This window comes from Clostridium sp. CM037 (assembly GCF_055081095.1).
In genome coordinates this window covers 59,357-85,657 of sequence record NZ_JBSJEN010000002.1, presented here as the reverse complement: position 1 = coordinate 85,657, position 26,301 = coordinate 59,357, and the positions used below count along the sequence as shown (strand labels likewise).

The 26,301-nt window shown below is 28.8% G+C and carries 2 protein-coding genes; both read right to left on the bottom strand.

What is annotated here, in order from left to right:
• Positions 1–521 precede the first annotated feature (521 nt).
• Positions 522–13,136, bottom strand: a complete 12,615-nt coding sequence (locus ACWJKP_RS20430; protein WP_462961693.1) for an amino acid adenylation domain-containing protein — start codon at positions 13,134–13,136, stop codon at positions 522–524.
• Between the two features lie 121 nt (positions 13,137–13,257).
• Entirely contained in the window at positions 13,258–26,277 is a 13,020-nt protein-coding gene (locus ACWJKP_RS20425) for an amino acid adenylation domain-containing protein (RefSeq protein WP_462961692.1), read from the bottom strand.
• Between the last annotated feature and the right edge of the window lie 24 nt (positions 26,278–26,301).

The following is a 26,301-nucleotide window of genomic DNA, read 5'->3' as shown; positions in this document are numbered from 1 at the left end:
AAGTGTTTTTTTCAATTAGCCAATATTATAATATTTAATATTTTATTTATCTCTTTTTCATAACTCTTAGGCTTTTTAAAATCCAAAAGCAATGGCAATGGCAATAATACATTATCCTATACATTTATTTTTTTCATAAAGTTTCAAAATTGAAATACAAATCCATTATCTCTTCTTCTTATTAAAATCATTTCTTTTTCCTACATATTATTATAGCTTTTATTACTAATGGTTGTGGTATTCAGTTTAATCTTAAATTTTTGATAAATATTTTTATCCAAATTCAAAATTGTGAATATATCCTTAATTAAATATTAGCCTACCAATATTATAATCTATAGTGGTATTAGGATTCTATAGATTTCAGTTACATTATCAAAGGTTAATGTTACATTCTTGTAACATTAACCTATATTATCTAAAATCCTAAATAAAATTAATGGTATATCTATTATCTGGTATACCATTTAATTTTTAAGCCTAGTGAGTTGTTCGTATGCTATCTATTGTAAAAATAATATTTATTCTATTATAGAATTTAAAATTTTATCAATTATAGAATAGTTTTTCTGTAAATTTCCATTTTCAAACATTGTAGCATGCTCTCCAAACCCCTCGTATAGACTAACTTTCTTGCTAGTAGAGCTACACCACAACTTACAATTATTCTCATGATGTATCTTTTTTCCCTCTTTAGCTTCTTCCTTTATTAAATGAATATTAGCATTAATTGTATTTTCATTGCTAAGGCTATTCAGATACTGAAAATATACTTTCATTTTATTCATAATGTTTTGTTGTACGTATTCTATTTCCAAGTACTTTGCATAAAATTGATTATTTTTAGCTCCTTCTAAAATATTTTCATATATATTTTCATCTTGTGAAACTGATTTCATAGTATCATTATTAACTTTATAACTATCCAACAAAATTATATCTGAAACATTAAATCCTCTTTTTATCAATTCTGTAGCCACTTCAAAAGCCAAGTTACCACCAGCGGAATAGCCAAACAATAGATAAGGGCCCTCCTTTTGTATACTTGTAATTAATCGTATGTATGTATTAATACGATCATCATGTTCTAAAAAATCAAATGAGTAGAAAGAATGAGAGCTTATTAACTGTGCTAATTCTCTATAATGTATACCTAACCCCCCAATAGGTGGAAAAGCAAATATGCTTTTTCCCTTATTTTCATTTAGTATTTTCATTACATTATTTTCATATGAACGCATATACTCTTCTTTTAGTATATACTCAGAAATTAATTTAATTGAAGCATTTTTATATATACTATTTAGCTCTAAATTAATATTAAATATATTTCTTATTTCCGATAATATTTTTATCAAACTTAATGAATGAGCACCTAGTATGAAAAAATCATCATTTATACCTATTTTTTTAATTCCTAGTACTTCACTCATTACCTTTACTAGCTTCTCTTGTGTCTCATTTGTTGGTGCTACATACTCTACTCCTGTATTTATTTGTCCATCTGGCTCGGGTAATGCTATCTTATCTATCTTTCCATTTGGTGTTAGTGGCATCTTTTCTACCTGAATAAAGTATGCTGGTACCATGTAGTCTGGTAGTTCTTTTATCAATCCTTCTCTTAATTCTGGCACTGTCATTTCTTTATCACATGATATATATGCACATAAGTATTTATCTCCTTGATTATCTTGTCTATCCACTACTACTGCTTCTTTTATATTTTCCTGTTTTAATAACTGATTTTCTATTTCACCAAGTTCTATTCTAAATCCTCTTATTTTTACTTGATTATCTATTCTTCCTATAAATTCAATATTTCCATCAGGCAGCCATCTTGCTAAGTCACCTGTGCGATACATTCTTTCACCAAAAGTAAAAGGATTGGGTATAAATCTCTCCTTTGTAAGTTCTGGCTTGTTTATGTATCCCCTTGCTAATAGGTCCCCAGCTATACATAGTTCACCTGCTACTCCTATGGGCACAAGTTTGTTGTTTTTATCCAAAATAAAAGAACAACTATTAATTATTGATTTTCCAATAGGTACTACATTGTAATTCTCTACGCTCTCATCAACTAAATATGAAGTAGCACATATAGTAGTTTCCGTAGGTCCATAAGCATTAATATATACAAATTTACTATTCCATTGTTTTACAAGTTTAATAGTAGCTGCAGAACCTGCTGTTATAATTTTCTTTACAGTATTAATACTATCAGGATTGAGATTTGCAAGATATATAGGTGGAAGAGTCATAACCGAAATCTGGGATTTATTCAAAAACTCCTGAAATTTTTCAGTATTGGCTTTAGTTTCTTCTGAAACTATATATAATGAAGCCCCTGAAAGTAAACCCATAAATATTTCCCACACCGATGCATCAAAAGACAAGCTTGCAAATTGAATTATCCTATCTTTATCATTTATACAAAATCCCAGGTTAAAGTACTCATTTAGGTTAGCTATTCCCTTATGTTCAACCATAACCCCTTTAGGTTTGCCAGTTGAACCTGAGGTATAAATTACATATGCTAGAGCATTTGATTTGTTTATCTTCTTTAAGTTAACCTTACTTCCTTTATATAACTCTTTATCTTCTAAATCGACTATAATTTTACCTGATTTCGCCTTAACTAAAAGATTATTCTGCGTTAGCAATATCTTTGTATTACTATCCTCTATCATATATTCTATTCTATCCTTTGGATATTCGGGGTCTATTGGCAAGTATGCTCCTCCAGCTTTCAATATTCCCATTATTCCTATTATCATCTCTAGAGATCGTCCCACCATTATTCCTACTACAGTATCCGGCTCTACACCCTTTTCTCTCAATATTCTTGCTAAACTATTTGCTTTTTCATTTAGTTCTCTATAAGTTAACTTCTTATCTTCAAATACTACTGCTATATTATCCGGCAATTTTTCTACCTGTTCTTCGAACAATTCATGTATTGTTTTATTTTTTGGATATTCCGCTTTGGTATCATTGAAATCTACTAATAATTTTGTCTTTTCCTCTCGTGATATCATCTCTATCTCTGATATATTAATTTCTGGATTTTCTGTTACTTCTGTTAATATATTTATAAAGTGTTTTATTATTCTTTCTATTGTTTCTCTCTTAAACAACTTTGTGCAGTATTCTATGTTGAATGCTATTTCTTCTCCTGCTTCTATTGCTGTTAAGGTAATATCAAACTTTGACATTTTATATTCAAAGTTATATTGTTTGAATTTTAAACTATCAATATCTATATCGCATGCATCAGTGTTGTTCTGTAATACAAACATGGTATCAAATAGTGCATTTCTACTTAAATCTTTTCTTATATTTAACTTTTCTACTAATTCATCAAATTGATAATCTTGATTTTCGTATGCACTCAATGCATTTTTCTTTACATTCTGTAAAAACTCTTTAAAGGTTTTATCTGCTTTTGGATAGTTCCTCATTGCAAGAGTATTTACAAACATTCCTACTATTTTTTGTAAATCCGAATGTGGTCTTCCTGCTATTGGAGAACCTACTATTATATCTTCTTGTCCACTATATTTTGATAGCAATATATTATATGTTGTAAGTAATGTCATATACAATGTTGTCCCATTATTCTTCCCTATTTTCTTTATCTTTTCTGCTATGTGTTTATCTATCTTAAATCCTATACTTTCTCCCTCGAAGCTTTGCATTTTAGGTCTTTTAAAATCTATTGGAATGTCTAATACAGGTATTTCATCCCTGAATACCTTCATCCAATAATCCTTTTGTTTTGTCATATTTTCTGAACTTAAAGCTTTATTTTGCCATGCTGAATAGTCTTTATATTGTATTTTTAATTCTTCTATTTCTTCTCCTTTGTACATCTTTGAGAATTCTTTAATAATAATTCCCATAGATATACCATCTGATATTATGTGATGCATATCTATCATTAAAATATGTTTTTCTTCTGCCATTTTTATTAGTTTAACTCTTAATAGTGGTGCTACTAATAAATCGAATGGTTTTATATTGTTTTCCACTATTTTTTTTATTGTTTTTTCTTCTGCTTCATTTAATTCCATAAATTCTAAATTGAATTCTACTTGTTTATGAATTCTCTGTAGTATTTCTCCATTTTCTAGTTCAAAAGAGGTTCTAAAGGCTTCATGCCTTTTAACAAGCTTTATAAAGATTTCTTCAACTCTTCCTTTTTCTAGTTTTCCTTCTATTACCAATATTAATGGTAAATTGTAATTTATTTCTTTTTCCCCAAACTGATTTAATGCAAATAATCTCTTTTGTGCTGAAGATGCCTTGTATACCTCTTTTTCTTCCACTACTTCTATTGGTGAATATATACTTTCCTTGGATTTACCTATATATTCTCCTGTCTGTCTTATGGTTGGATTGCTAAACACTTCACCTATAGGAACTTCTACATTTAATTCTCTATGCACTATTGATAACATCTGTATAGCTTTTAGTGAATGTCCTCCTAATGTAAAAAAGTCATCATTTATACCTATTCTTTCTACTCCTAGTACTTGACACCATACTTTTACTAACTTCTCTTCTGTATCATTTGTTGGTGCTATATATTCTACTCCTGTATTTATTTCTCCATCTGGCTCTGGTAGTGATTTCCTATCTAGCTTTCCATTTGGTGTTAGTGGCATCTTTTCTATCTGCATAAAGTATGCTGGTATCATATAGTCTGGTAGCTCTTTTAACAAATATATTCTTAGTTCTGTCACTGACATTTTTCTATGACATACGATATATGCGCATAAGTATTTATTACTTTGTTCATCCTCTCTGTCTATAACTACGGCTTCTTTTATTTCATCATTTTTTAATAACTCGTTCTCTATTTCACCAAGCTCTATTCTAAAGCCCCTTATTTTTACTTGATTATCTATTCTTCCTAAATATTCTATATTCCCATCTGTCATCCATCTTCCAAGATCTCCTGTCCTATACATTCTTGCTCCTGGTTCATATGGATTTTTCACGAATTTTTCTTCTGTTAACTCAGCTCTATTTAGATATCCTCTTGCAAGTCCATCTCCTGCTATACATATCTCACCTGCTACTCTTATTGGTTGAATCTTATTATTTTTATCCAGTATATATATTCTAATGTTATCAATTGGCTTACCAATTGGCACTTCCTCAATCTCTTGTTGCTTTGGACAATCGAAATATGTTACATCAACAGTTGCCTCAGTAGGCCCATACAAATTATATAATTTCGCATCAACTTCTTTAAATATATTATTAAACAACATTGTCTGCTTAGTATTTAAAACTTCTCCACTTGCAAATAATTTTTTTAAGCTTGAGATTTTCTGTATTGCATCTTCATTTTTTATATATTCTAGAAATATATTTAGCATAGATGGTACAAAATGTATGGTTGTTACAGAGTTTTTACATATAGTTTTCATAATATCTTCTGGGTTCTTATGTGCTCCTGGTGCTAACAAGCATACTCTACTTCCTTGAGTTGCCCACCAAAATAGCTCCCACACAGAAACATCGAAAGTAATTGGAGTTTTTTGTAATATAACATCATTTTTATCTATTGGATATTTGTTTTGCATCCAGTTTAATCTGTTAACTAAAGAATAATGTTCTATCATAGTACCTTTAGGTTTACCTGTTGAGCCCGATGTATAAATTACATATGCTAAATCATTTGGTTTATTTTTCTTCTTTAAGTTAGTTTTATTTCCTTTGTATAATTCTTTATCTTCTAAAGTTACTATAATTCCACCAAATTTTGCCTTACCTAAAAGATGATTCTGCGTTAACAATATGTTTGTATTACTATCATCTAACATATACTCTATTCTATCTTGTGGATACTCAGGATCTATTGGCAAGTATGCTCCCCCTGCTTTTAATATCCCCATTATTCCTATCATCATCTCTAGAGATCTTTCTACCATTATCCCTACTATAGTATCTGACTCAACGCCCTTTTCTCTTAATATTCTTGCTAAGCTATTTGCTTTTTCATTTAACTGTCTATAAGTTAGCGTATTATCTTCAAATACTACCGCTATATTATCGGGTGCCTTTTCTACCTGCTTCTCAAACAATTCATATACTGTTTCATCCTTAGGGTATTCTACTTTAGTATCATTAAAATCTACTAATATTATTTGCTTGTCTTCTTTTGATAACATCTCTATTTCTGATATCTTTATTTCTGGATTCTCTGTTACTTCTCTTAGTATATTTATAAAATGTTCTATTACTTTTTTTATTGTTTCTTTCTTAAATAACTTTGTGCAGTATTCTATGTTGAATGCTATTTCTTCTCCTACTTCTACCGCTGACAATGTAATATCAAACTTTGATATTTTATATTCAAAGTCATATGGTTTGAATCTTAAGCTATCAATATCTATATCTTCCGCATCAGTGTTTTGTAATACAAACATGGTATCAAATAGTGCATTTCTACTTAAATCTTTTCTTATATTTAACTTTTCTACTAATTCATCAAATTGATAATCTTGATTTTCATATGCGCTTAAAGCATTTTTCTTTACATCACGTAAAAAGTCTTTAAAGGTTTTATCTGCTTTTGGATAGTTCCTCATTGCAAGAGTGTTTACAAACATTCCTACTATCTTTTGTAAATCCGCATGTGGTCTTCCTACTATTGGTGAACCTACTATTATATCTTCTTGTCCACTGTACCTTGATAACAATATATTGTATGTTGTAAGTAATGTCATATACAATGTCGCTTCATTATTCTTTCCTATTTTCTTTATCTGTTTTGCTAATTCTTTATCTATCTTAAACCCTATACTTTCTCCTTTGAAGCTTTGTATTGTAGGTCTCTTATAATCTGTTGGCATGTCTAATACAGGTATTTCATCCCTGAATATCTGCATCCAATAATCTCCTTGTTTTCCCATGTTTTTTGAGATTAAAGCATCATTTTGCCATGCTGAATAGTCTTTATATTGTATTTTTAATTCTTCTAATTCTTCACCTTTGTAAATCTTTAAGAATTCTTCTTTAATTATACCCATAGATGTACCATCTGATATTATGTGATGCATATCTATCATTAATATATGTTTTACTTTTTGGATTTTTATTAGTTTCACTCTTAATAGTGGTGCTTTTGATAAATTAAATGGTTTTATAAAGTTTTTTATTACTTCACTTATTGTTTTTTCTTCTAATTCATTTAATTCAGTGTATTCTACATGAAATTCTACTTCTTTGTGTATTCTTTGTATTATTTCTTCATCTCTTAATTCAAAGGAAGTTCTAAATGCTTCATGTCTTTCAATAATCTTTGTAAATGCTTGTTCTACTTTTTCTTTTTTAAATTTTCCTTCTACTACCATTACTGATGGTATATTATAGTTTGTATCTCTTTTTCCAAACTGATTTAGTGCAAATAATCTTTTCTGTGCTGAAGATACCTTATATACTTCTTTTTCTTCTACTACTTTTATTGTTGAATATATACTTTTCTTAGATTTACCTATAGATTCTCCCATCTTTCTTATGGTTGGATTACTAAACACTTCACCTACAGGTACTTCCACATTTAGTTCTTTATGTATCATTGACACTACCTTCATTGCTTTTAGTGAATGTCCTCCCACAGCAAAGAAATCATTATCTATTCCTATTTTCTCTAGACAGAGTACTTCACTCCATACCTTAACCAGTTTTTCTTCTATTTCATTTCTTGGCGGTGCATATTCTACTCCTGTATTTATTTCTCCATCTGGCTCTGGTAGTGATTTAATATCTATCTTCCCATTTGGTGTTAGTGGCATTTTCTCTACCTGCATAAAGTATGCTGGTATCATATAGTCCGGTAGTTCTTTTGACAACTCAACTCTTAACTCGGGTGTCGTCATTTCTTTATCACATACTATATATGCACATAAATATTTATTGCTTTGTTTGTCTTCTCTATCAACTACTACTGCTTCTCTTATATTTTCCTGCTTTAATAATTGATTCTCTATTTCACCAAGTTCTATTCTAAAGCCCCTTATTTTTACCTGATTATCCATTCTTCCCAAGAACTCTATATTACCATCGGGCAACCATCTTGCAAGGTCTCCTGTGTTATATATTCTTTCTCCACATATAAATGGATTTTTTACGAACTTCTCTGCTGTCAATTCTTCATTATTTAAATATCCATCTATTAAACCATCTCCTGCTATATATAGCTCTCCAGGTATTCCGATAGCACTTAAGATATTATTTTTCTGTATAATGTAAGTCTTGGTATTAGCAATAGGACTCCCTATAGGAATATTTTCATCATTTTCATTTATATCATTTATATTATAATAGGTTGCAAAAACTGTACTTTCTGTTGGACCATATACATGTACTATTCTATTTGGACCCATATACTCTAGAGCCTTCCTTGCATGTGAAATTGATATTCTTTCACCGCCGAACAAAACCTTTCGTATATATTCAAAGCATTCAATTTTATTATCTACCAGAATATTAAATAAAGCTGTTGTTATGAAAAATATGCTCACCTTTTTATCAATTATAGTATCACCAAGCTTACTTATGTCAATTACCGTTTCTTTTTTAATCAATATAAGCTTTGCCCCATTAAGCAGTGCTCCATATATATCAAATATAGATCCATCGAAAGCATAATTTGATAATTGCAAAATTGTATCTTCTTCCGTTATATTTATATAATTTGTATTTTTAACAACCCTATTTACATTGTAATGTATTACTTTACTTCCCTTAGGCTTTCCCGTTGATCCAGATGTATAAATTACATATGCTAAATCATTTGCTTTGTTTATTTTCTTTAAGTTATCTTTATTCCCTTTATAAAGTTCCTCATCTTCTAAATCCACTATAATTCCTTTAAATATTACCTCGTTTATAAGATGACCTTGTGTTAGCAATATGCTTGTGTTGCTATCCTCTAACATATATTCTATTCTATCTTGCGGATACTCTGGGTCTATTGGCAAATAAGCTCCACCTGCTTTTAATATTGCCATTATTCCTATCATCATCTCAAAAGATCTTTCTACCATTATTCCTACTATGCTATCTGCTCTTACACCTTCTTCTCTTAACTCCCTCGCTAAACTATTTGACTTCTCGTTTAGTTCCCTATATGTTAACTCCTTCTCTTCATATACTATTGCTATATTATCTGGTGATTTCCCTACCTGTTCTTCGAACAATTCTTGAATTGTTTTATCTTTTGGATAATCTGTTTTTGTATCATTAAAATTTACAAGTATTTGATTTTTTTCTTCTTCAGACAACATTTCTATCTCAGATATATTTACACTCAGGTTATCAATTATATTAGTAAGTATGTTTGTATAGTGCTCCATTAATCTTACTATTGATTTTCTTTTGAATAATTTTGTACAATATTCAATTTTCACACCTATCTTACTATCTATTTCCATAATATTTAGTGTTAAGTCAAATTTAGCCACATCACTTTCCTTTTTATATGGCTTAAATTTTATATTTTCTAATTTTAATTCATCTATTTCAATGTTTTGTAGCACGAACATTGTATCAAATAATGGATTTCTGCTAAGATCTCTCTTTATGGTTAATTTCTCTACCAATTCTTCAAACTGATAATCTTGGTTTTCATATGCTTTCAGTGCGTTTTCTTTTACCTCTTCTAAAAACTCCATTACAGTTTTTCTTCCTTCTGGATAATTTCTCATTGCTAGAGTGTTTACAAACATTCCTATTATGTTTTCTAAATCTGCATGGGGTCTTCCAGCTATTGGTGAGCCTACTATTATATCATCTTGTCCGCTGTATTTGGACAACAAGATATTGTATGCTCCAAGTAATATCATGTATAGTGTTGCTCCTAGTTTATTAGATAGTTCTTTAAGCTTCTTTGTTAAAACTGTATCTATTACAAAGCTTATACTATTTCCTTCAAAGCTTTGTAATTGTGGTCTCTTATAATTAGTGGGCATATTTAATACAGGTATTTCACCTTCAAATACTTCTAGCCAGTATTTTTCCTGTTTATTTATTTTACCCGACTTTATCAAGTTATTTTGCCAATCTGAAAAATCCTTATACTGTATTTTCATTTCAGGTAAAATTTCCCCATTATATAACCTTATAAACTCTTTAACCAAAATACCCATTGATACACCATCAGATATTATATGGTTCATATCAAACATCATTATATGTTTGTCTGCTTCTATTTTAACTATACTTGTTCTTAGCAATGGTGCTTGTTTTAAGTTAAATGGTTTTATAAATTCATTTATCACATTATTTATTTCAACTTCTTTACATTCAAAGTAATTTATATTAAAATCAACTTCTTTATGTATTATTTGAACAATCTCATGATCTATAGTATTAAAGGATGTTCTTAAGGTTTCATGTCTTTTTATCAGTTTTTTCAACGTATTTTCTAAGCATTTTCTATCTAATTGCCCTTCTACTTCCATTATATGTGTCATATTATATGTAATAGAATTTTCTTCTATTTGATTTAATATATATAATCTTTTTTGTACTGAAGATACTGAATAATAATCCTTTTCTTTTATAGGTTGTATAGACTTATACCCACTAGCCTCCTTTTCATTTATATAACTTGACAGTTCTTTTATTGTAATGTTTTTAAATAGTTCACTTAATGTTATTTCTACATTTAACTCCCTATGTATTTTAGCAATCACAGTAGCTGCTTTTAGTGAATGACCACCTAAGTCGAAGAAGTTATCGTTTATACCTATCTTTTCTTGCCTCAATGCTTCACACCAAATTTTCTCTAATTTTTCTTCTATTTCATTTCTAGGTGCTACATAATCTAATGCTCTTAGACTATTAACATCTGGTTCTGGCAATGCTTTTCTGTCTATTTTACCATTTGATGTTAATGGTATATTATCTAGTTGTATAAAATAAGATGGAATCATATAATCCGGTAATTTTTTTAATAAATCCTTTCTTAAATCATCTATTATGACCTCCTTATCTGATATTACATAAGCACATAAATACTTACTTTCACTAAAATCTACTCTATCTAATACTACGGTTTCTTTTATACCTTCATATCCTAATATCTGATTTTCTATCTCTTCAAGCTCAATTCTAAAACCTCTTATTTTAACTTGAAGATCTATTCTTCCAATAAAATCTAAATTTCCATCAACATTCCATTTTACTAAATCGCCTGTTTTATATATTTTCTCCCCTGATATAAATGGATTTTGTATGAATTTCTCTTTTGTTAAGTTTTCTCTATTTAAATAACCAACAGATAGACCAACTCCTGCTACACATAACTCCCCCTCTATACCAATTGGACATAATTTATAATCCTTGTCAAACACATAACATTTAACATTATCTATCGGTTTTCCTATTAATATTTTTTCGCTGTGTTTTAATATTTCATAAACTGTAGAACAAATACTATTTTCTGTTGGTCCGTATTCATTAAACAACCTAGTGTTGGGTAATTTTTCAAAATGTTTTTCTGAAAGTTCTTTGCTTAAACTTTCTCCCGCAACTGTTATTTTATTCAAACTACTTAGTTCTTGACTGCTATTTTCTAATAATACTGCATATAGCCTTGGTGTAATTATAAAATTAGTAATTGAATTTATTAGAATAACCTTCTCTAAATATTTAATATTGGTAATACCATTTTCTTTTATCATTACTAGTTTACAACCACTGATAAGTGGAGTAAATATGTCTTCAATAGAACTATCAAACGTATAGTTAGGTATCTGCATAATGGCATCCTGCTCATTAAAATGATAATATCTCCTTCTCCATTGCAATGTATTTATAATACTTTCATGTTTTATCGCAACTCCCTTAGGCTGTCCTGTTGTTCCTGAAGTATATATTACATATGCTAAGTCGCTAAAACTATTAACACTACCTAAATTTTCGATTTTTTCATTATGTATGGCTTCATCATTAAGATCTAATATTGTTTTATCTGTATCAAAACTTTTAGTTAACCATGATTGTGTGATAAGTAGCTTAATATTGCTATCCTCTAGCATATATTCTATTCTATCCTTGGGACATTTGGGATCTATAGGAACATATGTTGCTCCTGCTTTTAAAATCCCTATTAATCCTACTATCATTTCTAAGGAACGTTCTACCATTATCCCTACTATACCGTTTGGTTTCACTCCCTTTTTCTGTATTATCCTAGCCAATTGATTTGATTTCCTATTCAGTTCACTATATGTTAAATGTTTCTCTTCAAATACTACAGCTATGCTATTAGGTGTCTTTTCTACCTGCTCTTCAAATAATTGGTGTATTGTTTTTTCCTTTTGGTAATCCGTTTTTGTATTATTAAAATCGTATAATAATTTCCGTTTTTCTTCTTCATCTATTATATCGATTTCGCCAATCTTTACATTCAAAGAAAAAAGGCTTTGACTTAATATATTACAATAATCTTTAAAAAGTTTTTTGATTGTATCTTCGGTAAATAAATTAGCATTATAAATCATTTTAAAACCTAGCTCTTGTTCATTTTTGATTACTGAAAATGTTATATCATTCATTATAGAACTTACATTATTTTCTAAATATTTCTTACCATGAATATTTTCATAGTGTAATACTATTTTTGTTAGTAGCCTATTATCTTCGTTAATTCCTAATTCCTTAAGTATTTCTTGCATAGGATAATGCTGATTCTTATATGCATTAATTACAGTTTGTTTTATCGCTATAATCAAATCTTTAAAAGTCATATCTTTATTTATTTCTTCTCTTAAAATAACATTATAATTATATGCAACTTCACTATCTTGTAATATATGGTATATTGGTGAACTTATAACTATATCATTTTTTTGAGTATACTTAAATAATAATGTGTTTAGTGTTGCGACCAAAACCACATAAATTGCAACATCTTCATTTCTACTTATCTCAAACAGTTTCCTTGCAGCACTATTATCAATAGTCTGTATGATTTCCCCTCTTTTATATACTAAAGACTTTTTATAATCATAAGGTAACTCTATTTCTTCCATAGAACTATCAAGCTTTTTTAACCAATAGTCTTTTGCTTTTTTATACTTATCTAAAGTTTGTATAATATTTATATTTTTTTCCACATACAACAACTCCTTTATTTTTTATGTATTTAAAGTCGTGCAAAATCTTACATTAAAGAAAATTATTATCAATTTATTCTAATTACGCTATATTGTTTTAAATATAGCGTAATTCTTCAAATCAAAAATCAAACTCGAAATTTATACTTTCCTCTATATCTATACCTTTTGATTCCATAGAATAAACTTCTTCTTCTTTCAAAATTATTATATTCTCTATTTTTCCTTCAATATTATTTACAACACTCTCAATAATTTTTATAAACCGTTCCGCTAGTTTTTCTATAGTTTGCTTTTCATATAATTTAGTACAATACTCAAAGCTTAATATTATTTTATCTTCTACCTCTATTGCATTTAGTGTTAAATCAAATTTAGCTATATTACTTTCCTTTTTATATGGCTTAAATGTTATCCCTTCTACTTTTAATTCATTCATTTCTTGATTATGAAATACAAACATAGTATCAAATAATGGATTTCTGCTTAGATTTCTCTTTATATTTAAATTTTCTACCAATTCTTCAAATTGATAATCTTGGTTTTCATATGCTTTTAGTGCATTTTCTTTTACCTCTTCTAAAAACTCTATTATAGTTTTTCTTCCTTCTGGATAATTTCTTATTGCTAGAGTGTTTACAAACATTCCTATGATATTTTCTAAATCTGCATGATGTCTTCCTGCTATCGGTAATCCTACTATTATGTCCTCTTGTCCACTATATTTGGATAACAATATATTGTATGCCCCCATTAATGTCATGTATATTGTTAATCCTATATTATTTGATATTTCTTTTATTTTTTTGGTTAAAACGGTATCTATTTCAAAGCTTATACAGTTTCCTTCAAAGCTTTGTATTAGTGGTCTCTTATAATCGGTGGGCATATTTAATTCAGGTATTTCATCTCCAAATACCTCTAACCAGTATTTTTCCTGTTTATCTATTTTACCCGACTTTATCAAGTTGTTTTGCCATACTGAAAAATCCTTATAATGTATTCTCAATTCAGGTAATACTTCCCCATTATATAACTTGATAAACTCTTTAATCAAAATACCCATTGAGACACCATCAGATATTGTATGGTGCATATCAACCATCATTATATGTCTATCTTCTTCTATTTCAATTATGCTTATTCTTAGTAATGGTGTTTCTTTTAAGTTAAATGGTTTTATAATTTTATTTATCGTATTATTTACTTCAGATTCTTTGCATTCAAAATAATCTATATTAAAAACTACTTCTTCATGTATTATTTGAACAATCTCATCCTCTACAGTATTAAAAGATGTTCTTAGTGATTCATGCCGTTTTATCAATATTTTAAATGTGTCTTCTAATCGTTCTTTATTCAAGTGTCCCTCTAATTTCATTATCTGTGTCATATTATACGCATTTGAAATTTCTTCTAATTGGCTTAATATATATAATCTTTTTTGCACTGAGGATACTGAATAATATTCTCTTTTTTCTACAGGCTGTATAGCATTGTATGTGCTTTCTTCTTTTTCACTTATATATTTCGACATTTCTTTTATTGTATTTCTTTGAAATATTTCCCTTAATGGAATTTTTATGCTTTGTTCCCTGTGTATTTTGGCTGCTAACATCGTTGCTTTTAGAGAATGTCCTCCTAATTCAAAGAAATTATCATTTATGCCTACTTTTTCAATCCCCAATATTTCACACCATGCTTTTGCAAGCTTTTCTTCTACTTCATTTCTTGGTGATTCGTACTCACTAGTTATAAGATCATTTACATTTGGCCTTGCCACTTCTTTTCTATCTATTTTTCCATTAGGTGTCAGTGGCATATTGTCCATGTGTACAATGTATGCTGGTATCATGTATTCAGGCATACTTTCCTTAAGATACTCTCTTATTTGAGATTTACTTATCTCTTCTTTACATACTACGTATGCACACAAGTATTTTTCATTATTTCCATCTTCTCTCGCTACTACTACTGCTTCTTTTATACCTTTATGGCTTAATAATCTGTTTTCTATTTCTCCTAGCTCTATACGGTAACCTCTTATCTTAACTTGATTGTCTATTCTTCCTAAAAATTCTATATTTCCATCAGATAGCCATCTAGCCAAATCTCCTGTTTTATATATCCTTTCTCCAAGTATAAATGGATTATCTATAAACTTTTCTTTTGTTAGTTCTTCTTTTTTAAAATATCCTCTTGCTAATCCATCTCCGCCTATACATAATTCCCCTGGAACGCCTACAGGTACTATTTGTTTATTTGCATCTATAATGTATATTTTTGTATTACTTATAGGCTTTCCTATTGTTATCTTCTCTTCGTCATCAATTAACTTAACCGTTGACCAAATTGTCGTCTCTGTTGGACCATATACATTGTAAATTTTTAAGTTTTTATACATTTTCAATTCCTTTAACAAGCTTGCTGGAAGCTCCTCACCACCAACAAGTATTGCTTTCAAGCTTCTCAATGAATCCCTAAATTCTATACTTTCTAAAAGCATCTTGAATCTTGATGGTGTAGTTTGCATTACCTCTATATCGTTTTTCTTTATAACCTGTCCCAACTTACCATATTCCATATTTTCTTCATCACTCGAGACAGTTATTTTCATTCCTAAAGTTAATGGAACTAACGTTTCCAAGCCAAATATATCAAATGAGATTGTTGTAACGCATAATATGCTTTGATATTGTGACAACCCTGTTTCTCTAACTATTCCATGTATAAAGTTAGTGACCTGTCTATGTTCTATCATTACACCTTTAGGCCTTCCTGTTGAGCCTGAAGTATATATCACATATGCTAAATCGCTACAGTTATTAGTTTTTCCCAAATTATTGCTATCAGCTTTATGAAGCTCTTCACTCGTTATATCTATTACACTTCCATTAAAGTCTATATTTCCACTAATTTCATTAGATGTAACCACTATATCGACTTCTGCATCTTCTAGCATATACTTTATTCTATCTTTGGGATGCTTAGGATCTATAGGCAAGTATGCTCCTCCAGATTTCAATATTCCAATTATTGCCACTATCATTTCTGGTGATCGTTCTACCATTATACCTACTATAGAATCAGATTGTATGCCTTTATTTATTAATATTCTTGCCAATTGATTGGATTTCTCATTCAATTCTTTATACGTTAATTTCTTATCTTCGAATACTACCGCTATACTATCCGGTGTCTTTTCTACCTGTTCCTCAAACAATTCATTTATAGTCTTGTTATTTTGATAATCAGTTTTAGTACTATTAAAGTCATATAATATTTGATTTTTTTCTTCTTCTGACATAATTTCAATTTCTGAGACTCTAATCTCACTGTTTTCACTTACTACTTTTATAATTTCGTTAAAATATTTCTTTATACTATTAATATACTCACTATTATATATGTTTTCATTATAAACAAATTTAACAATCAACTCACTGCCTGGTATAATAATAATACTAAAATCATAATTTGTTTGTTCGTATACTGTCCTGTCTTTAGTTATAAAACCTAATTCCATATTTAAGTTTTTAATACTCTCATCAATGTAATAATTCTCAAATATCATGATATTATTTATCAATTTTTGTTTAACCTCAGTCAATGACTGTATATCAGCCAAAGGATAGTAATCATATTTACTGGATTCCAATGAATCTTCCTGTATTTCTTTTAATAAATCTATAAATGTGCTATATTTATTACTTTTCACTCTTACAGGTATAGTATTAATAAATAGCCCTACCATCTCCTCTATACCTTCTACTTTTGCATTTCTACCCGATACTACTGATCCAAACACCACGTCATTTGTATTATTATATTTTTGCAGCAGTATTCCCCATACTGCTTGTAATATTGTATTTACAGTAACTTGTGCATCCTTACTTATTTCCATTAATTCCTCTGAGTATTTTCTAGAAATACTAAAGCACAGTTCTTGTTTTTTAGATTCTTTACTATCTCTATTATGATCACTCCGTATATGGGCTATAGTATTGTATTCTTCCAAATATTTTTGCCAGTACATTTTTGCTGTATCCTTATTTTGACTTTGAAGCCATTTTATATAGTTTACATAAGGTACAGGCTCTTTTAGATTAAAAGTCTTATTTTTTCTTAATGAAGAATATATCTCAAAGAAATCTTTCATTACTATTGAATTACACCATCCATCCATTAATATATGGTGAAAACTCCAAATTATTTTATACTCTTCCTTCTTTATCTTTAATACTGACAATCTTATTAGTATATCTTCACTCAAATTAAAGCCGTTCTCTCTATCTTTAATCTCAAATTTTTTTGTGTATTCTTTTATTTCTTTTTGATTTAATGAGCTTATATCCTCATAATATACGTCTGCCTTTCTATCTTCTATAACTAATTGCTTTGGCTTTTCAAGACTTTCATGTACTATAATTGTTCTTAATATATCATACCTTTTTATCAATTTATTAAAGCTATCCTCTAATATCCTTATATCTACTTTCCCTTCCCCTATAAATATACTTTGTTCAAAGTAATCTATAGAATCCTTGTCCCTGAGTGAATGAAAAAGCATACCCTCTTGCATTGGCGTAAGGGAATATATATCTTTTATTTTTAATTTTTTCTCTTTTTCATAAACTTCTCTTAATTCTACCAGTTCCTCTATTTCTAAATCATTGTCTGAAAAATCCGAAGGAGTCACCTCTGTTATTTTCTTGTTTTTACAGTGATCTATTATATCTAATAAATTCTTTTTATAGTTTTCTGCTATTTTGGATATCCTACTTACATCATATTTTTGACTATTATACGATATTGTAAATTCTAATTTGTCATCATAAATTATTCCATTGATGTCTATTTCGAATATTTTTTCTGATTCTAAGCTTACTGAATTTCCACTTGCTATTTTAGATATTTGAAATGCTTCTCCATTTATATCTTCATCAAATTGACCCAAATAGTTAAAGCTTATTTGTGGCTGCAATTTGTTCCATCTCTTTTCTTCTCCCATATACTTTAGTAATCCATATCCTATCCCTTTGTTTGGGACATGCCTTAGTGTCTCTTTTACGTTCTTTATTAAATACCCTATATCTTTTCCTTTTTTCATATTCAACGCAACTGGATAATGGGTGGTAAACCATCCTATTGTTCGATTAATATCTATTTCTCCATGTAATTTTTCTCTTCCATGACCTTCTAAATCTATTAATGTATTTTCTTCTGATGTCCACTCCCTTATTGTTAATCCCAATGATGTTAGCATAATATCATTTATTTCCGTATTATATGCCTTGTTTGTATTCTTTAATAGATCTTCTGTTTCTTTTCTACTCAATTCTATTTTAATATTTTTATAGTGTTTTAACTTGCTACTTTCCTCACTACACTCTTTATCAGCTGGAAGCTCTTTAAATTCTACTTTCTCTATTTTACCCCAGTATTCAAACTCATTTTCCAACATATTTTTTTCTACTTGTTTATATGAATAATCAGCCCAATCTTTAAATGAATTTGTTTTTTCTTGGAACGATATTTTTTCTCCGTTTAATGCTTGCTTATAACCTAATGCAAAATCTTCAAACAGTATTCTCCAAGATACGCCATCTATTACCAAATGATGTATCGCTATTAAAAGATGTTCCCCTTGCTTGGTTTTAAACAATCCTAGTTTTACCAACGGACCATTTTCTAAATCAATACTGCTTTGTAATTCATTACATTGTTGCTCTATGGCTCCCTCATAATTATCACAATATCTAAAATCCATTACTTTTAGATCAAATAGTTTTTCTTTAAATCCTCTATTAATTTGTACTATTTTATTTTCTTCTTTTTTATACACCATTCTTAAAGCATCATGGTGCTTCACTATTTCTTCAAAAACCTTTTTTACTATATCTTCATTAAACCCTTCGTTATTATATAACATTACAGCTTGATTCCAATGATGCGTATCTGTATAATTCTTCTCAAAAAATATTTTTTGTATAGGCGTTAATTTTACTTCTCCAGTAATCTCTTCCTGACATATTTTACTTTGACTAATTGTAACTTTATCACTTAATGATTTTATTTTTCCATCACTAAATAACTCACTTACATCCAGATTATATCCAAATTTTTGCAACTTAGATACTATTCTTATAGCTTTTATTGAATCTCCGCCCAAGTCAAAAAAATTATCATTTATGCCTACTTTTTTTATCCCTAATACTTCACTATATATTTTTACAAGTTTCTCTTCTACTTCATTTCTTGGCATTTCATATTTTTCAGTTGTAAGGAGGTCTATATCTAGCTTAGGCAAAGCTTTTCTATCTATCTTGCCATTAGCCGTCAATGGCATTTTCTCTATATTAAAAATGTATGAAGGAATCATGTACTCTGGTAATCTTTGTTTTAAGTATCTTCTTATTTCTGAAATATCAATATTTTTATTGCCTACTATATACGCGCACAAATACTTCTCATTATCATCATTGTTTCTCGCCAATACAACAGTTTCTTTTACATCTTCATAACTTAATAACTTATTTTCTATTTCTCCAAGTTCTATTCTAAAGCCCCTTATCTTTACCTGACCATCTATTCTACCTAAAAATTCAATATTCCCATCAGTAAGCCATCTTCCCAAATCCCCTGTTTTATACATCCTTGTTTTTTGTGCAAATATATTTGAAATAAAACTTTGTTCAGTTAAATCCTTTCGATTTAGATAACCTCTTGATACACCTTCTCCGGATATGTACATTTCACCTATTATTCCCTTTGGAACAATGTTCTTATCTTTATCCAATATATATATTTCAAAGTTATTAAGAGGTTTTCCTATTGGAATTCTTCTCAAGCTACTTAAAGTATTGAAATTATTTGTATCTATATGGTAGTAAGTACTATCAACCGCACATTCAGTAGGTCCATACACATTTGTAATAATAGGCTTACTATCATTAAACTTATTTAGAAACTCTCTTACAATTCCAATTTGAAGTTCATCCCCACCAATTATTAATTGTTTCAAGCTTAGGTTTCTATATAATTTGATATCAACAGCATTTAATATACTTATATGTATAGGCGTACCGTCTGAGATATCAATACTATTTTTAATATAGAATTCCAGCAATTTTTCCCCATTAAATCTTTCAGAATTAGATGATATATAAAGTGAATGCCCCAATAATAGTGATGCAAATATTTGCTGCACGGATGCATCAAAAACATATGAAGCAATAAGTGCGATATTTAATTTATCATTATAATCCTTGTACACATTTTCATATAACCCTGTAACTAAATTCAAAACATTTTTGTGCTCAACCATTACTCCTTTTGGTTTCCCTGTAGACCCAGATGTATATATTACATATGCTAGACTATTTGACGTTTTTACGTTATTGAGATTAGTATTATTTCTCGTATAAATATTTTTATCCTTTAGATTTATGCATGTTAAAGCTCTTTCAGTTCCATAATCATTACATTCAGCATCCGTTAGAATTATATTTGTGCCACTGTCTTCTAAAATATATTCTATTCTATCTTTTGGATAGCTTAAATCTATTGGAAGATAGGCTCCTCCCGACTTTAATATTCCAAGTATTCCCACTATCATTTCTAGTGACCTTTCTACCATTATACCTACTATAGAATCAGGTTGTACGCCTTTGTTTATTAAAAAACTTGCTAATTGATTAGATTTATCATTCAATTCTTTATATGTCAATTTCTTATCTTCAAATACTACCGCTGTATTATTCGGTGTCTTTTCTACATTTTCCTCAAACAATTCATTTATAGACTTATTATTGGGATAGTAAGTTCTAGTATTATTGAAATCATATAATATTTGATTTTTCTCATCCTCTGTCATAATTTCTATTTTTGATAATTCAATCATACTGTTTTCACATACTGTTTTTATGATTTTATTAAAATGTCTTTTTATAGTAGTGATATACTCACTACTATATATATTTTCATTATAAACAAATTTAACAATCAATTCACTGTGCGGTATAATAGTGATACTAAAATCATAATTAGTTTGTTCGTATACCGTCCTATCTTTTGCTTTAAAACCTAATTCCATATTTAAATTTTTAATACTCTCATCAATGTAATAATTCTCAAATACCATAATATTATTTATCAATTTTTGTTTAACATCAGTCAATGACTGTATATCCGCCAAAGAATAGTAACTATATTTATTGGATTCCAATGAAGCTTCCTGTATTTCTTTTAATAAATCTATAAATGTGCTATATTTATCCCTTTTCACTCTTACAGGTATAGTATTAATAAATAGTCCAACCATCTCTTCTATGCCTTCAACTTTTGCATTTCTACCTGATACTACTGATCCAAACACAACATCATTTGTATTGTTATATTTTTGCAGCAGTATTCCCCATACTGCTTGTAATATTGTATTTACAGTAACTTGTGCATCCTTACTTATTTCCATTAATTCTTCTGAGTATTTTCTAGAAATACTAAAGCACAGTTCTTGTTTTTTAGACTCTTTACTATTGCTATTACCGTCGCTAGATATCTGGGCTATGGTGTTATATTCTTCCAAATATTTTTGCCAGTACGTTTTTGCTGTAGCCTTATTCTGATTTTGAAGCCATTTTATATAGTTTACATAAGGTACAGGTTCTTTTAGATTAAAATTCTGATTTTTTCTTAATGCAGAATATATCTCAAAGAAATCTTTCATTACTATTGAATTACACCATCCATCCATTAATATATGATGAAAACTCCAAATTATTTTAGACTCTTCTTCCTTTATCTTTAATACTGACAATCTTATTAGTATATCTTCACTCAGATTAAAGCCATTCTCTCTATCTTTAATCTCAAATTTATTTATATATTCCTTCATTTCTTTTTCATTTAATAAGCTTACATCCTCATAACATATATTTGCCTTTCTATCTTTTATAACTACTTGCTTTGGATTCCTAAGGCTTCCATGCACTATTATTGTTCTTAATATATCATACCTTTTTATTAATTTATTAAAGCTAGTCTCTAATATCTTTAAATCTATTTCGCCTTCTGCTACAAACATATTTTGTTCAAAGTAGTCTATAGAATCCTTGTCCCTAAGTGAATGGAACAACATTCCTTCCTGCATTGGCGTAAGGGAGTATATATCTTTTATTTTTAATTTTTTTTCTTTTTCGTAAGTTTCTCTTAATTCTTCCAGTTCCTCTATGTCTAAATCATTGTCTGAAAAATCCGAAGGAGTCACCTCTGTTATTTTCTTGTTTTTACAGTGATCTATTATATCTAATAAATTCTTTTTATAGTTTTCTGCTATTTGGGATATCCTACTTACATCATATTTTTGACTATTATACGATATTGTAAATTCTAATTTGTCATCATAAATTATTCCATTGATGTCTATTTCGAATATTTTTTCTGATTCTAAGCTTACTGAATTTCCACTTGCTATTTTAGATATTTGAAATGCTTCTCCATTTATATCTTCATCAAATTGACCCAAATAGTTAAAGCTTATTTGTGGCTGCAATTTGTTCCATCTCTTTTCTTCTCCCATATACTTTAGTAATCCATATCCTATCCCTTTGTTTGGGACATGCCTTAGTGTCTCTTTTACGTTCTTTATTAAATACCCTATATCTTTTCCTTTTTTCATATTCAACGCAACTGGATAATGGGTGGTAAACCATCCTATTGTTCGATTAATATCTATTTCTCCATGTAATTTTTCTCTTCCATGACCTTCTAAATCTATTAATGTATTTTCTTCTGATGTCCACTCCCTTATTGTTAATCCCAATGATGTTAGCATAATATCATTTATTTCCGTATTATATGCCTTGTTTGTATTCTTTAATAGATCTTCTGTTTCTTTTCTACTCAATTCTATTTTAATATTTTTATAGTGTTTTAACTTGCTACTTTCCTCACTACACTCTTTATCAGCTGGAAGCTCTTTAAATTCTACTTTCTCTATTTTACCCCAGTATTCAAACTCATTTTCCAACATATTTTTTTCTACTTGTTTATATGAATAATCAGCCCAATCTTTAAATGAATTTGTTTTTTCTTGGAACGATATTTTTTCTCCGTTTAATGCTTGCTTATAACCTAATGCAAAATCTTCAAACAGTATTCTCCAAGATACGCCATCTATTACCAAATGATGTATCGCTATTAAAAGATGTTCCCCTTGCTTGGTTTTAAACAATCCTAGTTTTACCAACGGACCATTTTCTAAATCAATACTGCTTTGTAATTCATTACATTGTTGCTCTATGGCTCCCTCATAATTATCACAATATCTAAAATCCATTACTTTTAGATCAAATAGTTTTTCTTTAAATCCTCTATTAATTTGTACTATTTTATTTTCTTGTTTTTTATACACCATTCTCAAAGCATCATGGTGCTTCACTATTTCGTCAAAGACACTTTTTACTATATCTTCACTAAACCCTTCATTATTGTACAACATTACAGCTTGATTCCAATGATGCGTATCAGTATAGTTATTCTCAAAAAATATTTTTTGTATAGGAGTTAATTTTACTTCTCCAGTAATCTCTTCCTGACATATTTTGCTTTGATTAATTGTAACTTTATCACTTAATGATTTTATTTTTCCATCACTAAATAACTCACTTACATCCAGATTATATCCGTACTTTTGCAACTTGGATATTATTCTTATAGCTTTTATTGAATCTCCGCCCAAATCAAAGAAATTATCATTGATACCTACTTTCTTTATCCCCAATACTTCACTATATATTTTTACAAGTTTCTCTTCTACTTCAGTCCTTGCCATTTCATATATTTCGGTTGTAAGTAAGTTTATATCTGGCTTAGGCAAAGCTTTTCTATCTATCTTGCCATTAGCCGTCAATGGCATTTTCTCTATGTTCAAAATGTATGAAGGAACCATGTACTCTGGTAATATTTGTTTTAGGTGTTTTCTTACTTCCGAAATATCAATATTATTATTGCCTACTATATAAGCACATAAATATTTCTCATTATCATCATTGTTTTTAGCTAATACAACGGTTTCTTTTACACCATCGTAACTTAACAACTTGTTTTCTATCTCTCCAAGCTCTATTCTAAATCCCCTTATCTTCACTTGATTGTCTATTCTACCCAAAAACTCTATGTTTCCATTTGGTAGCCATCTAGCCAAATCTCCTGTTTTATACATCCTTTCTTCTGGATTAAACGGACAATTAATAAATTTTTCCACCGTCAATTTCGCGTTATTCAAATATCCTCTTGCTAATCCATCTCCAGATATCCACAGTTCCCCTATAACTCCTTTTGGAACTATATTTAAATGTTTATCCAATATATATATCCTCGTGTTATTGATTGGCCTTCCTATCGGTATAGTTTTTTCTCTTCTCTTCTTGCTTTCATATTTATATACAATACATCCAATCGTAGCTTCTGTTGGTCCGTATTCATTTATAATTTCCACTTTACCATTAAATTTTTTGTATATTTCCTCAGCTAATTTACTTGATAATTCCTCCCCTCCAACAATAAACTTTGAAATGTTAATTTCATTTATATTTAAGTCATTAACAATACTTAAGTGTGCCGGAGTAAGCTTAATTATATCTAATGTGTCCTTAACTATACGGGTAATAGAAGATTTATCTCTACTATCGTATATACGTATTTTTTTTGCAGACAATAATGGTACAAATATAGATGTCACTGTTAAATCAAATGATATAGATGTGAATAATGGAAAATCACCAATGTCATTTTGTTGATAGTTTTTTCTACAGAAACTTATATAGTTAATTAAAGATTTATGCTCAATCATAACGCCTTTAGGATTCCCTGTACTTCCTGATGTATATATCACATAAGCTAAATCATTACTTTTATTTATTATATCAGGATTGCTAGCATCTTGTTTAAAAATGTTTTCATCGGTAATCTCGATTATATTTCCCTTAAACTCTATATTTTTCACAAGCTCTTTTGATGAAATTAATATATCTACTTTCGCGTCATTAAGCATGTATTCTATTCTGTTTTGTGGATAATTAATATCTATAGGTAAATAGGCTCCTCCCGATTTTAATATCCCCATTAGTCCTATTATCAATTCTATAGACCCATTCATCATTATTCCTACTATAGTATCAGCTTGTACTCCTTTATCTCTTAATAGCTTAGCTAATTGATTGGCTTTTTCATTTAATTCTTTATAAGTCAATTTTTCATCTTCATATTCTACCGCTAAACTATCAGGTGACTTTTCTACTTGAGTTTCAAATAATTCCTGAACAGTTTTATCCTTTGAATATTCAATTTTATTATTATTAAACTCATATAATATTTGATTTTTTTCTTTCTCAGATATCAAATTTATATCTTTAACAGTAATATCAATATTATTTACCATTTCATTTAATATTTTTATATATCTTTCCCCTAGTAGCTCGATTGTTTCTTTTTTAAATATAAGTGCATTGTAAACAATAGATATACATACTGAATTATTCTCATTTTTATCTATGCATAGTGTTATTTGATTTTTGTTAGAATTACATATGTATTCAATACACGTATTATTGTGCAATTTATTTATAGCTATACTTATTGGTGTTAAATCCATTATACTGCTACAACCATTTAAATTATTTAAAATATTTTCTACATCGCAATACTGATTTTCATATACCTTAAATAAGTTTTCCTGTATGCTCTTCAATAAATTTTTTACAGTAATTTCATTACTCAAATAATTTTTTAAAGGTAACACCTTATTTTTTATAACATTATCATCTTTTACATTACCTATATATACAGGTATACCTATTATATTTTCTATTTTCCCAGTATATTTATACAGCATTATATTTAGCCCGGAAAGAAAAAGTATATATAAAGCTAATTGTTTTTTATTTGTAATTAGTTCCAATTTTTCATTTAGTATATTATCTAAATGAATAACTTCTACTTCTTTTTCATAACTTCCTTCATATAAAAAATCATGAGGTATAGTTTCTCTATATTCATTTGATAACCCAGCATTTTTCCAATAGTTGGATGATATAATTATTTTATCACTTATACTAGCATTTACATTATTTTTTTTCATACTCAAGTTCATCCTTTCAAACCT